14 protein-coding genes, 2 tRNA genes and 3 pseudogenes are annotated in these 15,086 nt (G+C 70.6%); 13 read left to right on the forward strand and 6 right to left on the reverse strand.

The features are described 5' to 3' along the window. From OFY01_RS28700 to OFY01_RS28710, 3 genes and pseudogenes are all read left to right on the forward strand, one after another. Positions 1-188: pseudogene (locus tag OFY01_RS28700) on the forward strand (hypothetical protein); the annotation flags it as partial. Then, positions 185-958 carry a class F sortase gene (locus OFY01_RS28705; protein WP_266604814.1) on the forward strand — a complete coding sequence of 258 codons (774 nt, stop codon included), beginning with the start codon at positions 185-187 and terminating at the stop codon, positions 956-958. The pseudogene OFY01_RS28700 and the gene OFY01_RS28705, both read left to right, overlap by 4 nt. A 295-nt stretch (positions 959-1,253) precedes the next feature. Continuing rightward, positions 1,254-1,746 (forward strand): annotated as a pseudogene (locus OFY01_RS28710) (glycoside hydrolase family 6 protein); the annotation flags it as partial. 436 nt (positions 1,747-2,182) lie between these two features. On the opposite strand, the gene OFY01_RS28715 reads toward OFY01_RS28710, so the two are convergent. After that, positions 2,183-2,256: transfer RNA gene (locus OFY01_RS28715), tRNA-Lys, on the reverse strand. A gap of 297 nt (positions 2,257-2,553) precedes the next feature. On the opposite strand from OFY01_RS28715, the gene OFY01_RS28720 reads away from it, so the two are divergent. The 8 genes from OFY01_RS28720 (at position 2,554) to OFY01_RS28755 (ending at position 10,052) form a co-directional block, all read left to right on the forward strand. Further along, positions 2,554-3,933: a peptidoglycan-binding protein gene (locus OFY01_RS28720; RefSeq protein WP_266604816.1), complete on the forward strand. Its 1,380-nt coding sequence runs from the start codon at positions 2,554-2,556 to the stop codon at positions 3,931-3,933. 98 nt (positions 3,934-4,031) lie between these two features. Next, positions 4,032-5,282: an SPFH domain-containing protein gene (locus tag OFY01_RS28725; protein ID WP_266604818.1), complete on the forward strand. Its 1,251-nt coding sequence runs from the start codon at positions 4,032-4,034 to the stop codon at positions 5,280-5,282. A 187-nt stretch (positions 5,283-5,469) separates the two neighbouring features. After that, complete coding sequence (locus OFY01_RS28730) at positions 5,470-6,081, forward strand: lytic polysaccharide monooxygenase auxiliary activity family 9 protein (RefSeq protein ID WP_266604820.1); 612 nt, start codon at positions 5,470-5,472, stop codon at positions 6,079-6,081. Positions 6,082-6,196: 115 nt separating this feature from the next. After that, positions 6,197-6,634 carry a DUF3592 domain-containing protein gene (locus tag OFY01_RS28735; protein ID WP_266604822.1) on the forward strand — a complete coding sequence of 146 codons (438 nt, stop codon included), beginning with the start codon at positions 6,197-6,199 and terminating at the stop codon, positions 6,632-6,634. A 33-nt stretch (positions 6,635-6,667) separates the two neighbouring features. Further along, positions 6,668-8,377: an AMP-binding protein gene (locus tag OFY01_RS28740; RefSeq protein WP_266604824.1), complete on the forward strand. Its 1,710-nt coding sequence runs from the start codon at positions 6,668-6,670 to the stop codon at positions 8,375-8,377. Further along, positions 8,368-8,441: transfer RNA gene (locus OFY01_RS28745), tRNA-Lys, on the forward strand. The genes OFY01_RS28740 and OFY01_RS28745 overlap by 10 nt, the downstream gene beginning before the upstream one ends. Before the next feature lie 430 nt (positions 8,442-8,871). Beyond that, positions 8,872-9,606 (forward strand): TetR/AcrR family transcriptional regulator, encoded by a 735-nt coding sequence (locus OFY01_RS28750; RefSeq protein ID WP_266604825.1) that lies wholly within the window; start codon positions 8,872-8,874, stop codon positions 9,604-9,606. 113 nt (positions 9,607-9,719) lie between these two features. Continuing rightward, a complete protein-coding gene (locus OFY01_RS28755) occupies positions 9,720-10,052 on the forward strand; it encodes a darcynin family protein (RefSeq protein ID WP_266604827.1) in 333 nt (110 codons plus the stop codon). 74 nt (positions 10,053-10,126) lie between these two features. Here the strand turns inward: OFY01_RS28755 and OFY01_RS28760 are convergent, their stop codons facing one another. The 5 genes from OFY01_RS28760 to ehuB form a co-directional block, all read right to left on the reverse strand. Then, a complete protein-coding gene (locus OFY01_RS28760; protein WP_407700448.1) occupies positions 10,127-10,867 on the reverse strand; it encodes an IclR family transcriptional regulator in 741 nt (246 codons plus the stop codon). A 213-nt stretch (positions 10,868-11,080) separates the two neighbouring features. Beyond that, positions 11,081-11,851 carry an ectoine/hydroxyectoine ABC transporter ATP-binding protein EhuA gene (gene ehuA, locus OFY01_RS28765; protein WP_407700449.1) on the reverse strand — a complete coding sequence of 257 codons (771 nt, stop codon included), beginning with the start codon at positions 11,849-11,851 and terminating at the stop codon, positions 11,081-11,083. A gap of 37 nt (positions 11,852-11,888) precedes the next feature. Continuing rightward, complete coding sequence (ehuD, locus tag OFY01_RS28770) at positions 11,889-12,536, reverse strand: ectoine/hydroxyectoine ABC transporter permease subunit EhuD (protein ID WP_266604831.1); 648 nt, start codon at positions 12,534-12,536, stop codon at positions 11,889-11,891. Beyond that, positions 12,533-13,276, reverse strand: a complete 744-nt coding sequence (gene ehuC / locus OFY01_RS28775; RefSeq protein WP_266604833.1) for an ectoine/hydroxyectoine ABC transporter permease subunit EhuC — start codon at positions 13,274-13,276, stop codon at positions 12,533-12,535. Before ehuC ends, ehuD begins: the two co-directional genes overlap by 4 nt. Continuing rightward, positions 13,273-14,208, reverse strand: coding sequence for an ectoine/hydroxyectoine ABC transporter substrate-binding protein EhuB (gene ehuB, locus OFY01_RS28780; RefSeq protein WP_266604835.1), 936 nt, complete (start codon positions 14,206-14,208; stop codon positions 13,273-13,275). Before ehuB ends, ehuC begins: the two co-directional genes overlap by 4 nt. 198 nt (positions 14,209-14,406) lie before the next feature. Here ehuB and OFY01_RS28785 point away from each other — a divergent pair. Both OFY01_RS28785 and OFY01_RS28790 read left to right on the forward strand, forming a co-directional pair. Beyond that, positions 14,407-14,642: pseudogene (locus OFY01_RS28785) on the forward strand (decarboxylase); the annotation flags it as partial. 34 nt (positions 14,643-14,676) lie between these two features. Continuing rightward, a complete protein-coding gene (locus OFY01_RS28790) occupies positions 14,677-14,991 on the forward strand; it encodes a poly-gamma-glutamate hydrolase family protein (protein ID WP_266604837.1) in 315 nt (104 codons plus the stop codon). Positions 14,992-15,086: the final 95 nt, after the last annotated feature.

Here is a 15,086-nt window from a genome sequence, read left to right on the forward strand (position 1 = left end):
GTGGTGGCGGTGCGGCGGACCGGTTGCCACCGGCCGTACAGACAGCCTCGACCGCCATGGCCGAGCAGGGGCCCGGCACCCGCCACGCCGTCATCGGCCTGGTCCTCGCCGCGGTGGCCGCGGTCGCCGTGGCGGTCCGCAGTGTGCGCCGCCGTCGTGACTCGCAGAGTTCGGGGAGGACGCCATGAACAACCACGACCACGACCGCCACGACCACGACCGCCACGACCACGACCGGCACGGCCACTACCGGCACGACCGTCACCGGCACGGCCACGGTGGCGGCCGCCTCTTCATCGGTCTGGCCTGGGCCGTGCTGCTGCTCGGCCTGTGGCTGTGGGGCCGCGAGGTCACCGACGTCAATCTCGCCGCGCCGACCACGGGCGACGTGGCCGCCGTCGGCCGCCCCGCCGGCGTCGACCTGCCCGCCGCCCACCGCCCTCTGCACGCCGCGAAGCCGCAACGCCTCGACGTCACCTCGCTGCACATCCAGGCACCCCTCGTGCCGCGCGGTCTCGACACGTCGGGAGCCGTCGACCCGCCCCCGTACGCGCAGGCCGCTGCGGTCGGCTGGTACCGGGGCGGTGTCACGCCGGGCGAGCCGGGCGCGGCGCTCCTCGTGGGTCACGTCGACACCGACTCGCAGCCGTCCGTCTTCTACCACCTCAGCGAGGCGCGGCCCGGCGACACCGTGCGGGTGGCGCGGGACGACGGTTCCGTCGCCGTGTTCACGGTCGACGGCGTGAAGGTCTACTCACGCGACCACTTCGACCCGGCGCGCGCCTACGGGCCGCACCGGCGGGGCCGGGCCGAGCTGCGGTTGATCACGTGTGGCGGCACGTTCGACAGGGCGTCGGGAACGTACACGGCGAACGTCGTCGTCTCCGCGTACCTGACCGGAGTCGAGGGCACTCCCGGCGGAACGGCCACCCGCCACGACCACGTCGAACTGGCATGAGCCCCGTCACCGTGCCCGGTCGGCGGCCCGCTCCCCCGGGAGCCGTCGACCGGGCACGGTCCTCGACCGCGCGCGCACGGGCCGCGGGAGTAAGCCCGGCGTAGGCGCGGGAGGTCTGGAGAAGGGCCCGCGGCGCGGGGCGGGCCACTGCCACCGACTGTAGAGGGGAAGCGGGCCTCGGCCTAGAGGGTGTTTGACGCCAAGTACGCGAACGACGGCGGACGGTGACGGCGGCACCCGCGGCTGTGCCACGATTGACGCCGAACCAGGGCACCAGGGGGACCAGGGGGAGTGGATGCACCGGAAACTCAGGGCCGGGGCGGTCGTCGTGGGGGCGGCGCTGCCCATGACCGCGTGTTCCTCCGGCGACGGGGGCGGCAGCGGCGGCGGGCACAGGGGCGGCTCGCGGGGCGGGGGCGGTCCCATCACCCAACAGCCCCGGAACACCGACCCGTTCTGGGTCAACCCCGACAGCAGCGCGGCACGGGCCATGGCCGCGCCGGAGAAGGACGGCAAGGCCGACCAGGCGGCGCAGATCCGCAAGATCGCCGAACAGCCCGGCGCGGAATGGATCACTCCGGAGAACGCCGAGGACCAGGCGCGCGGCTTCACCGAGGCCGCGGAGCACACACCGGGACGCGCTGCTCGTCCTCTACGGCATCCCGCACCGCGACTGCGGCCAGTACTCGGGCGGCGGCGCCGCCGACGGCAACGCCTACCGGGCATGGACCGACCAGGTCGCCACGGGCATCGGTGACCGCTACGCGACGGTGATCCTGGAACCCGACGATTGCCGGGCGCCGGCAGGCGTCGACGTCATGAGTCATCCCCCCCCGCACGCGGATCACCGCGTGGTCGTCGGTCTCAGCGGCGGCCCCCCCGCCTCCGCTCCGGCCAAGACTGGTACTTCGGCCGTCCGGTCGCATCATGCCCCGGACCTCAACCCCCGTGTGCGCCAAGCCAGATGAAACCCCCGTCAGGTGTGACCCACACGGCTTCCCCGCGCCCAGCGTGCGATGCGGTGGGGCGTGATCACAAGAGCGCGGGTCCGGGCGGGGTGAGCCGCTCGCCGTGGCGGGCCGGTCCTTCGTCACGCCTGCGGGCCGTGGCCGCGTCTCGCGCGGTTCCCCGCGCCCCTTCAAGTTCCCCGCGCCCCGTCAACGGCGAAGGCCCCCCGCGCGTGCGAAGGCCCCCCGCGTGAACGGAGGGCCTTCGTCGTGTCGGTGCGCCGCCAGGGACTCGAACCCCGGACCCGCTGATTAAGAGTCAGCTGCTCTAACCAACTGAGCTAGCGGCGCCTGCTGACCTGCATAACTCTACCCGACAGATCGGGGTGCTCCTGACCAGGCGACGCGCCGATGCGATGGTCGGTTTGTGATTATTTCCATCATTCGGACCGTCAACATGCGATTTTTCCGGACAGTTGAGACGCTTCGTGCGTGCGAACACGAGGCTCATTAGTCCAACGGCCGTCATCGGAGTGTGAGGGGAATCGCATGGAGGGCACAGACGACACAGAGCGCCCCCAAGGCACAGGCGATGCCGCCGGTGCCTGCGGCGCGCGCCGCACCGCGGGTGCGGAACCCGGGGACCGCATGCCCGTCCCCGCGTTCGAAGAGATCTCCGCGGACGACTGCGACTGCGCGGGCTGCGCCCAGTGGCGCCGCACCGTCCCCCCGCCGGTACGCACCCGCGTAGGCGCCCGCCATGCCCTGGTCGCCGCGGCGGCCGCGTCCACGGTCATCGCCGGCCTGCACTCCGCCCCGGCAGGTGCCGCCGAGCACCACGAGTCCAGACCCGGACCCGGCCCCGGCGACCCGTCCCCCGGCAACGGCAACGGCAGCGGTAGCGGTACCGGCACCGACACCCCGCAAGGCGGTACGAGCCCGCTGCACGGCAGCCCGGTGGAGTCCGGCAGCCCTGGTGCGCCCGTCTCGATCAGCCTCGTACACGAGTCCGCACCTCGGGCCACCACCCGTTCGGCGATCATCGCCCGCGCCAAGACGTGGGTGGCGGCGAAGGTCCCGTACAGCATGAACAAGTTCTGGAAGGACGGATACCGCCAGGACTGCTCGGGCTTCGTCTCCATGGCCTGGGGCCTGCCGGGCAACGAGTGGACCGGCAGCCTCGCCCAGTACGGCACCCGCATCAGCAAGGCGCAGCTGCGCCCGGGCGACATCCTGCTCTTCCACAATCCGGCCAACCCGGAGAAGGGCTCGCACGTCACGATCTTCGGCGGCTGGGCCAACACCTCGCGCACCTACTACATCGCCTACGAGCAGACCCGCCCCGGCACCCGCAAGCAGGTCACGCCGTACGCGTACTGGAGCAACTCGAACCGTTACGTCCCCTACCGCTACAAGGGGGTGAGCGCGAGCGACTCCGGCAGTCCGGGAGCGTCGTCCGGGAAGTTCCCGGGCGCCGACATGTTCGGACCCGGCGCGGACAACGTGGACGTCACCCGGCTCGGGCGGATGCTCGTGGAGCGGGGTGGCAAGCGGTTCTACAAGGTCGGGCCGGGGCCGCACTGGGGCGCGGCGGACCGCAGGGCGACGCAGGCGTTCCAGCGGGCCCAGGGGTGGCACGGCCGGAACGCGGACGGGATCCCGGGGCCGACCACCTGGTCGTACCTGGTCAACGGCGAGGGCAAGGACATTCCGGGGACCAGGAACGGGGCCGCGGCCGGGAACGGGGGCGGGGCCGGGGCGAGCGGGGCCTCCTCGGAGACGGGGAAGGCTCCCGCCTATCCGGGGCGGGCCGCGTTCCGGCCGGGCGCGGTCAACGCCTCGGTCACCCGACTCGGCAAGCAGCTCGTGAAGAAAGGTTTTGGCAAGCACTACCGCCAGGGCCCGGGGCCACGGTGGAGCGAGGCCGACCGGCGCAACGTAGAGGCGTTCCAGCGCGCCCAGGGGTGGCGGGGCGCGGCGGCCGACGGCTACCCGGGGCCCGAGACCTGGCGCCGGCTCTTCTCATGACGTGCCTTCCCACGCGCCACGACGCGTCTTCCTGCGGGTCCTGCGGGCCCCGCGAGTCCCACGAGGTGTCTTCCATGTCAGGCAACGCGGAGGGTTCGATGAGTGAAACCGACGGCGCAGCGCGCACCGCGCGGCTCATCCACAACGAAGCCACCACCGAGATCCCCGTCAACATGCTGTTCCGCGACGACCCGGACCCGGTCGCCGTCCCACTGCGCCCGGCCGTGGTGAGCACCAAGGGCACCCCCATCGGCACCGGCGCCGACACCCCCATCGGCACCGCCGTCGGCACCCCCGTCGGCACTGGGACCGGCACCCCCGTCGGGGCCCCCATCGGCACCGGCACTGGTACCAGTACCGGCACGGGCGCTGGACCCGGCGCCGGGGGCGGCAGGCCCCCCGGCCGCCGTATCCCACCGCGCACGCCGGCCCGCCCGGCGCCCCCGGCCGACCCTGACCTGGCCGAGCGACGCGGGCGTGCGCTGCCCGGTGCGGTCGGGGTGTTCGGCGGGGTCGCGGGCGTGGCCGGTGGTGTGGCGTCGGTCGGCTGGGCCGGGATGCTGCCGCGGATCATGACCGAGGCCGCCGGGCTGCCCGCCCACCTCTCCTCCGCCGCGCCCGGGTTCGGCCCGGCGCAGTGGGCGGCGGTCGCAGGGTCCGGGCTCGTCGCGATCTTCGGGTTCGGCGGCCTCGCGCGGGGCCGCACCGGACGGGCCTGGGTGCTGAGCCTGTTCGGCCGGTACCGGGGGAGCGTGCGTAAGACGGGGCTCGTGTGGGTGAACCCGTTGTTGCTGCGCCGCCGGGTCGACGTACGGCTACGGCACTGGCGCAGCGACCCGATGCCCGCGGTCGACGCGAACGGGGTGGCGCTGCGCGTCGTCGTGCTCGTCGTGTGGCGGGTCAAGGACAGTGCGCGGGCGGCGCTCGGGGTCGAGGACCACGAGGCGTATCTGCGGGCGTGCGTCGAGGCGGACATGGCCCGGGTGCTCTCGCAGCTGCCCGCCGACGCGTTCCACCAGGACGCGCCGACGCTGCGCAACGCCGAGGCCGTGGGCGACCAGCTCACCCGGCGCCTGGCCGCGGACGCCGAGGCCGTCGGTCTCGAGGTCTTCTCGGCGCAGCCGACCCGGATCGAGTACGCGCCCGAGGTGGCGGCGGCCATGCAGCGCCGCCGGATCGCCGCGCTCGACGCGCAGCACCGGGACTCGGTGCTCACGTCGGTCGTCGACTCGGTGGAGGACACGGTGACCCGGCTGACCACGCGGGGCCTGGTCGAGCTGGACGACTACGAGCGCAAGGCCCTCGTGAAGGACCTGACGGTCGCGTTCTACACGGGCCGCGGCGAGTGACCTTATGGGGTGACGGGAGGCGCGGGGCGGATCCGTACCGTCTTCGACGCCACGGCATTGGTATGGACATGCTCAACTGGCGTCCGTAGATTGGACGTTGAATGTTGGTCTAGACCTAGAACCGGAACATCGCGGTGCGCACGGCTCCCGACACCCCTCACACTCCCCACACCCCAGGAGCGGCAGCATGCGAAAGCCTTCCCTCCGCACGAAGACGTACGCGGCCCTGCTCGGGCTGATGACCGCCGGAGCGTTCGTGCTCACGACGGGCCCCGCCAGCAGTCACGGCTACACCGAACAGCCGATCAGCAGGCAGAAACTCTGCGCCAACGGAACCGTCACCGGCTGCGGCGACATCCAGTGGGAGCCTCAGAGTGTCGAGGCCCCCAAGGGCTTCCCCCAGGCCGGCCCCTCCGACGGTCACATCTGCTCCGGCGACCACGCGAGGTTCGGGCCGCTCGACTCCCCGACGCGGCCCGACGGCTCCGCCTGGCCCACCACGAAGGTGACGGGCGGTCAGCAGTACACGTTCCAGTGGCAGTTCACCGCGGAGCACTCCACCACGGACTTCCGCTACTACGCCACCAAGCAGGGCTGGGACGACACCAAGCCGCTGACCCGGGCGGACCTCGACACCACCCCGTTCCTGGTCGTCCCCTACAGCGGGCGCCCGCCGCAGACCCTGGAGATGACCGGCACCCTGCCCACGGGTCTGACCGGCCACCACATGATCCTCGCGGTGTGGACGATCGCGGACACCGGCAACGCGTTCTACGCCTGCTCGGACGTCACGTTCTGAGCCTCAGAGGTTCCCTTGGGCGTCCGTGATCCCGTACGCGAGTAACTTCCCTGTGCGCCGCCTCGGTCGACCGTCGGGGCGGTGGGCAGGGAGGTGCGCGTGACGGGGGAGTGCGATGGCCTGGCTGTTCTATGCGATACCGACGATCATCGGGGGCGGGGCGCTGTGCGTCCGGGCCGTGGCCGTACGGCGCCATTTCGAGTTGTACGCGGCCTGGCGCAGCGGTCTCACCGCGCAGGGGCGCTGTCTGCGCGCGTACACGACGACCAGGGGCGGCGACAGCCCGAGCACGAGACGGCATCACGTCTACGAGTTCGCCACGCGGGACGGGCGCGCGGTCCGGTTCGACGAGGCGGGCGGGCCCGCGACCACCGTCGAAGGCGATGCGGTGGTCGTGTACTACACGGCCGCGCGTCCCGAACGCGCCACGGCCGGGCGGCCGCGCCCCGTGTGGAACGCCGTGGGGGTGGTCGCGGTTGTCGTCTTCGTGGGGCTCGTGGTCTCCTCCTCCGTCTTCTTCATGGTGTCCTTCTCCGACGCGTTCGGACGATGACATCTGACGAGCCGTCAATTACCTTGCTGGGCCATGGCATCCGAGACGGCGCACACCTTCGCGGAGCTGGTCCGGCGCGGCTGGGGCGACCACCGGCCCGGACTCGCGTACGGGGACCGGGTCCTCAGCCACCACGAGGTCACCGCGGCGGCCGCCGCCCGCGCGGCGCTCCTGGGTGACCTGCTGCCGAGGGGCGCCGAACCGCACGTAGGCGTCCTGCTCGACAACACGCCGGAATTCCCCATGTGGTTGAGCGGCGCCGCGCTCGCCGGGGCCGCCGTCGCCGGGATCAACCCGACCCGGCGCGGCGCCGAACTCGCCCGCGACATCCCCCACACGGAATGCCGCGTCCTCGTCACGGAACGAGCCCACCTCCCGCTGCTCGAACGCCTGCGTCTTCCCGGCGTACGCGTCCTGGTGACCGACACCGCTCAGTACGCGGAGCTGCTGGCCCCGTACGAGGGGGTGGAACCGCGGGCCGCCGCCGGAGTCGGACCTGGCACCCGCATGCTGCTCTGTTTCACCTCCGGCTCGACCGGCGCGCCCAAGGCCGCCCTGTGCACGCAGGGGCGGCTCGCGGCGGCCGGGCAGTCGCTCGTCACCTCGTTCGGCGTGCGCCGCGACGACGTCCACTACGTCTGCATGCCGCTCTTCCACGGCAACGCGGTGATCGCCGACTGGGCCCCGGCCGTGGCTGCGGGCGCGGGCGTGGCACTGCGGCGGCGCTTCTCGGCGTCCGGGTTCCTGGATGACGTACGAAAATTCGGCGCGACGTACTTCACGTACGTGGGGCGGGCCGTGCAGTACCTGCTCGCCACCGAGGAGCGCCCCGACGACCGGGACAACCCGCTGCGCGTCGGCTTCGGCACCGAGGCCGGGGCGGTGGACGCGGCGCGGTTCGAGGAGCGGTTCGGCGTGCGCCTGGTGGAGGGGTACGGGTCGTCCGAGGGCGGTGCCGCCGTCCAGCGCACCCCCGACACCCCGGCTGGTGCCATCGGCCGGGCGGCACCGGGCGGCGGCGACCTGGCCGTGCTCGACCCGGCGACCGGGGCGGAGTGCCCACCGGCCGAGTTCGACGCGGCGGGGCGGCTCCTGAACGGCTCGGAGGCCATAGGCGAACTGGTCAACCGAGGCCGTTCCGCCTTCGAGGGCTACTGGCGCAACGACGCCGCGTACGCCGAGCGGATCCGCGAGGACGGCTGGTACTGGACCGGGGACCTCTTCTACCGGGACGCCGACGGGTTCCTCTACTTCGCCGGGCGCGGCGACGACAAGATCCGCGTGGACAGCGAGAACCTCGCCCCCGCGGTGATCGAGAACATCCTCGCCCGCTGGCCCGACGCGGCCGCCGTCGCGGTCTACGGCGTGCCCGACCCGGTCACCGGCGACCAGGTCATGGCGACGCTGGCGCTCCACGAGGGCCGCGCGTTCGCCCCGGCGGCCTTCGAGGCGTTCCTGCGGGCACAGGGCGACCTCGGGACGAAGATGGCGCCGCGGTTCGTGCGGGTGGTGGCCCGGATGCCGGTGACCGCGACGAACAAGGTGCGGAGGGGAGAACTCCGCGGGGAGGGCTTCTGGGCCGAGCCCACCGACGGCCAGGTGTGGTGGCGCCCCCCGTCCGAGCCCGCCTACCGCCCCCTGACCCCCGAGACCCGAACCGCCCTCGTCGCCGCCTACCGGGCCAGTGGTCAGGAGCACCCCTTCGGGCCAGGTACTATTTACGACGTCAGCAGGCGCCGCTAGCTCAGTTGGTTAGAGCAGCTGACTCTTAATCAGCGGGTCCGGGGTTCGAGTCCCTGGCGGCGCACCGACACGACGAAGGCCCTCCGTTCACGCGGGGGGCCTTCGTCATTGGGTCGGGCCTTGGTGCGGTGCGGTGCCCAGGCGGCTGGGGGTCCGGGGGTTATTCCCCGGGAGGACGCGGCATCAGCGGGTCCGGGGTTCGAGTCCCTGGCGGCGCACCGACACGACGAAGGCCCTCCGTTCACGCGGGGGGCCTTCGTCATTACACCGACCTCATCGCTCCGGCCTCGACGCACCGATCTCGACACGCGGCCACAGAGTCGTGCCTCAAAGGGGCGCGGCGACCTTGAAGGGGCGCGGGGAACCGCGCGAGACGCGGCCACGGCCCGCAGGCGTGACGAAGGGCCGGCCCGCCACGGCGCGCGGCTCGCCCGCCCGGACAAGACTCCCGACCAATGGTCGGACTTTGACCAATGGTCACGCACAATGGCCGTATGCGTACATCTCAGCGAAAGGCCCAAGAGGTGGCGGACCGCGACCAGAAGCTGGTCCACGCCGCCCTGGGCATGATCCGCAGCGACGGCTTCCACAACCTGACCCTCGCGAAGCTCGCCCAGCGCACCGGCTACTCCAAGGGCACCATCTACAACCACTTCACCTGCCGCGAGGACCTCCTCGTCGAGCTCTCCGCCGAGAGCGCACGCCTCCAGCTGCGCTACTTCCAGGCCATCGCCGACCTCCCCTGGGACGGGGTGCGCTCCGGCTGTGCCATGGCCCTCGCGTACATGGAGCACGCGGTGTTCGCCCCCGAGCTCTTCGAGTGCGGCATCAGCGCCCGCACCGACGCGGTCCGCCGCCTCGCGTCCGAGCAGCGCCTCAAACGCCGTGACCTGGTGGAATCGCAGCTGGCGCAGGTCGTCGGGTACGCGGTGGAGCGCATCGTCTCCGAGGGTGCGTTCCACAACGACGACATCGGCGTGAACGCCGCCGTGGACGCCCTGCGCGCGTTCGTCCTGGGCTATGCGACGACGCACCTGCTGTCCCACAGCTTCGCGTGGGCGGGCGAGGAGGGCGTCGACGGCCGCCTCAAGGCGACGGCCTCGGTGATGCGCGGCCTCGGCTGGGCACGGCTCGACGTGACCGAGCTGAGGCGACTGCACCGGACGGTGGCCGACATCGTGCGCACGGTCGCCGACGGACACGCGCAGGACCGCGACGCGGTCAGTTGATCATGAACTACTTGTCAAAAAACGACCACCCGTCATAATTGACGAGATTGACGAGATTGACGAGATTGACGAGATCGACGGGTAACGGCAGCCTGCGTGAGGAGCTGACCTCCATGAAGTACGGAATCGTCATCCGCTACGAGTTCGACATCCGCTGGCTGCGGCTCGACAGGGCGCAGCGCCGCGAGCGGGCGGAGATCTTCGAGAGCGACATCGTGGGGCCGTTCGCCGACCGGCTCACGGTCCGCCACTTCGACGCGGAGGCGTTCGCCGCCGACTACTCGGACTTCCTGTTCATCGAGACCGACGACATCGACGCCTACTACTTCTTCATCGAGGCTTTGCGGGACAGCGAGTTCATCGCCCAGGGCTGGCTGCGACTCCATGACATCTCGATCGGCCTCCAGGACGGCTACAAGGCGTACGAGGCCGACGACGCGTCCTGACCCGTACGCGCGGGCCGGAAAGGGCCCCGGCCCGTAGGCGGCGATCCCGTCCGGACCCGCCCGGCCCCACCGCCTCAGATGACCATCGACAGCAGCACGGGTGCCGCGCCCTGGTTGAGCCGTTCCGCCGCCCGGTGCAGGCGGTGGGCGTGCTCGACGGGGAGGGAGAGGGCCAGGCAGCCGACGGACGCACCCGCGGTGACGGGGACGGCCGCGCAGACCGTGCCCACCGCGTACTCCTGGAGATCCAGTACGGGCACCGTGGCCGGCTGTGCGGCCAGCCGGGAGAGCAGCACCTTCTCGCTGGTGATGGTGTGCGAGGTGAGGCGGGCCATCTTGTGGCGGGCGAGGTGGTCGCGGCGCCCGTTCAGGTCGAGCTGGCCCAGCAGGCTCTTGCCGACGGCGCTGGCGTGCGCGGAGACACGGAAGTCCACCCATTCGTTGACCGCGGGCGTGTCGGGACCGGACGCGTACTGCGTGACGCGCACCTCGCCGTCGATGTACCGGCTCATGTAGACGGCCGCGCCCACACTGTCGCGCAGCTCGTCGAGGGTGGCCTGGAGTTTCACGGCGAGCGCGGCCTCGCGCCCCGCGGCCGAGCCGAGGCGGTCGAGGGTCGGCCCGGCGACGTACGCGCCGTCGGCGGTCTGCCGCACGTACCCCTCGCGGCGCAGCATCCGCAGGAGCGCGGCGAGCTGCTCGTCCGGGAGGGCGGTCACACGGGACAGTTCGGTGTCGGCGACACCTGCTCCGCGCCGGGTCACGGTGTCGAGCACACGCAGAGCGTGCTGCATCGCCAGGTGCTTCAGCGCCACGGCATCCCCCAGGATGGAACGAGCATCGAACGGTTCCGGACAGCTGGGCCGATTCTGCGCTTCCACAGTACCGAAAGTGCCCCGAAGAACAGCTGTCTTCGGGGCACTTTCACGACCCTGAACGAGCCGTCACAGAAACGCTCACAGAACCGTTCGCGGAGCCGCTCACAGAACCGTTCGCGGAGCCGCTCACAGAACCGTTCGCGGAGCCGCTCACAGAACCGCGTTGAGGAACTCCCTGGTGCGGTCGTGCTCCGGCTCGCTGAAGATCTTGTCAGGCGATCCGGACTCGATGATGCGACCCGAGTCGAACATCAGGACCTGGTCCGAGATGTCCCGGGCGAAGTTCATCTCGTGCGTGACGCACAGCATCGTGATGTCGGTGCTGCGCGCGATGTCCCGCAGCACGTCGAGGACGCCCGCCACCAGCTCGGGGTCGAGCGCCGAGGTGACCTCGTCGAGGAGCAGCACCTGCGGCCGCATCGCCAGGGCGCGGGCGATGGCGACACGCTGCTGCTGGCCGCCGGAGAGCTGCGTCGGGTAGGCGTCGGCGCGGTCGCCGAGCCCGACCATGTCGAGCAGCTCGCGCGCCCGCTCCTCCGCCTCGTCCTTGGACAGGCCGAGGACGCTGATCGGCGCCTCGGTGATGTTCCGCAGCACCTTCATGTTCGGGAAGAGGTTGAACTGCTGGAAGACCATCCCGATGTTCTTGCGGATCTCCCGGATGTGCTTCTCGCCGGCCGGCACCAGCTTGCCGTCCTTGACCTCGTGCGTGAGGTACTCCCCGTTGACCTTGATGGTGCCGCCGTCGGGCTTCATGAGGGTCATCAGCAGGCGCAGGATCGTCGTCTTGCCGGACCCGGAGGGCCCGATCAGCGTGACGTGCTTGCCGGAGTTCACGGAGAAGTCCAGGTTGTCCAGGACCGTGTTGCTCCCGAACCGCTTGGTGACCTTGTCGAAGCGGATGAGCTCGCTGCCGTCCACGGCCGGGTTCGGGGTTTCCTGGGAGGAAGAGTTGCTGTCAGCGGACAAGGCGACGCTCCAAAGCTCGCAGAAGAAGGGAGGCCGGGTAGGCGATGACGATGAAGGCGATACCGACCACGCTGATCGCCTCGTACGTGAAGGTGGTCTGGCTGAAGTCCTGCCCCTGGCCCAGCATGTCGAGCACGCCGATCGCCATGAGCTGCGGCGACTCCTTCAGCATGACGATCACGTAGTTGCCGAGCACGGGAACCACCCGGCGCACGGCCTGCGGAAGGATCACGGCGGTCCATGTGCGCCGCCTGGACAGGCTCAGCGCGGTGGCCGCCTCCCACTGGCCGACGGGTACGCCGCCGATACCGGCCCGGTAGACCTCGGAGGTGTACGTCGAGTAGTGCAGGCCGAGGGCCACGATTCCGGTCGTCAGCGGGGACATCGACAGGCCCCACGACGGAACGACGTAGAAGAGGAAGAACAGCTGGACCAGAAGCGGGGTGCTCCGGATGAACTCGGTGATCGCGGTCACCGGCCATGCGATCCACTTCGGACCCGAGCGCTGCGCGACCGCCCAGACGAGACCGAGCGAGAACGCGATCAGCGAGCCGAAGAGCAGCGCCTCAAGGGTGACGCGCAGGCCGTCCCAGAAATGCGGCATGAAGTCGTCGACATGGGACCAGTCCCAGTTCACTTGGCACCTCCGGCACTGGTGATCGGGTCGATGGCCGACTTCTCACGTACTCCGCCGAACAGTGCGCGAAGGCCGCTCTGTGCCGGCCTCTGGCCGACGCGCGCCTTGGCACGTCGCTCCAGCAGGCGCATGACACGCGTGAGGATGAAGGCGAACACGAAGTACAGGACGAGCAGCAGCGTGTAGATGGGCGCGCTGTCGCCCGACACGAGTCGCTTGAGGTTCCCGGCGAACGTCATGTCGGCCACCGCGATCAGCGACACCAGCGAGGTGCCCTTGAGCAGCTCGATCAGCAGGTTGTTGAACGGCGGCAGCATCTCCGGCCATGCCTGCGGGAGTTCGATGCGGCGCAGTCGCTGCATCGGAGTGAAGTTCAGGGCGATCCCGGCCTCACGTTGAGCGGCCGGTACGGCGGCGAGCGCGCCACGCACGATCTCCGAGCCGTACGCCCCGTACGTGATGCCGAGCGCGAGGATGCCGGAGAACATCGGCGCGAACTTGATGTGCAGCAGCATCGGCACGGTGAACGCGATCCAGAACATGAAGACCAGCGCCGAGGTGCTGCGGAAGATCTCGAAGTAGGCGCCGGAGAGGATGCGCACGATCCGCCAGCGGGAGGTGCGCAGCACGCCGATGACGAACGACACGACGAACGCGAAGAGCGCGCTCAAAACGGTGATCTGGACGGTGAGCCAGACACCGGGCAGGAACCAGTTCTCGAAGAACTTGGCCGACATCATGAGTCGACTTCCCCCTTCGCGTCGGGGCAGAGTTTCGCGGCCGTGAGGTCGGTCATCTCGTCCTTGGTGAAGCCGAAGGGGCTGACGACGCGGAGGAGTTCCCCGCTCGCCTTCATCTTGAGCAGCTCCTTGTTGAAGGCGTCGCGGAGGTTCTTCTCGGAGAGCCGGAACGCGAACCCGCCCGCGCCGTAGGCGGGCTTGCCGTCGACCACGGGCTGGAAGGGCTCGGTCGCCTCGGCCTGCGGGTGACCCTTCACCACGCTGCGCACGGTGATGGCGGTACCGGCGAAGGCGTCGACCCGGCCCTGCCGTACGGCGTCGAGACCGGCCACCTGGTCGGGCAGGACCAGCACGTTCTTGACACCGGCGGCCTTGGCGTAGCCGATCTCGGCGTACGCCGTACCGCTGGCCAGTTTCAGGTTCTTCTTGGCGATGTCCTCGTACGTCTTGATGCCGTGCGGGTTGCCCTTGCGCACGATGAACGAGTCGAGCATCAGGTAGTCGGGGTCCGCGAACAGCACCTGGGAGCAGCGCGTCGGATTGATGTACATACCGGCCGACACGACATCGAACTGCTGAGCCTGCGTCAGCCCCGGGATCAGGGCGCTGAACTGGGTGGGTACTGCCTTCACCTTGGGCACGCCGAGGCGAGGGAAGATGACCTTGGCGATGGCCGGCGCCTCGCCGGTGACCTCGCCGTTCTCGTCGATGTAGCCGTACGGAACCTCGCCCGCGACACCGATCTTCACTTCGCCGGCGTCCCGCAGCCGGCTCAGCAGATCGCCGCCTTCGACCTTCCCCCCCTCCGGTACGCGGCTGCACGCCGCCGCACCGAACACGCCAAGCGCCGTCGCTCCCGCGCCGTAGAGCAGAGAGCGACGGCGAACTCGTCTGGTGGCCAATCCCTCGTTGTTCCCAAGTGGTGGAGCCATAGGCGCGCCGCTACCCGATCGCATGCGGGTTATGCCTGCGATTTCTGGCCGCTGGGCCGGGCGGCGGCACATTCGGATAACGGCGACAAGAAAGGCAGATCGATCGGATGCGGCGGTCAGGCCGCATGGCGGCGACCGTCCGATTTCCTGGCCTGAATCGGGCTCTTCCGTCCGCCCGTCCGAAAAGAGGGCCTGTCCATGGACGTCACGTTCCTCGGGGGACCGAGGCCGCCGCGCGGCGTCGGTGTCGTCGCGCCGTTCGACTTCGTGCTCGACCGCGAGCTGCGGCGCTGGGGCCCGGACGGGGTGTCGCTCCACCTCACGCGCACCCCCTTCGTGCCGGTCGAGGTCAGCCTCGACCTGGCCGCCTGGTCAGCGAGCACGAGACGTTCGGCGAGACGGTACGCAGGCTGGGCGTGGCCGAGCCGGAGGTCCACGTCGGCTGACCCGGACCTCGGCGCCACCGTCGTGCTCGCGGGAGTCGACGACCCCATCAACGGCGATGACCCCACGAACATCTCCACCCGTACTCGTACCCGTATCCGTGCGCGTACCCGTACCCGTGCGCGTACGGGTGCCGGTGCCCAGCTGGAGCTGTCCACCGCGCTGCGCCAGGCCATGTTCGGCACGTTCTCGGGCGCGGACAACCGCCGGAGCACCTCCGGCGTGCCGAGCATGACCAGCCCTGACGCGGACCACTTCCGGAACGGCTTCGTCGACACCGTGCGCGAGGCCGTCGTCGAGCAGGAGCTGGGCAGGGACGCCCTCTACCGGGCGGGCTGAATGCGGCCCGGCTCCCGCATGGGTACCGCCGAACCAGCCGCACCCGGTGCTGAACAGGGCGAATGGATAACCTTGTCCGGAGTGCCTAGGGTCGG

It is taken from the genome of Streptomyces beihaiensis, assembly GCF_026274175.1.
GTDB lineage: Bacteria > Actinomycetota > Actinomycetes > Streptomycetales > Streptomycetaceae > Streptomyces > Streptomyces beihaiensis.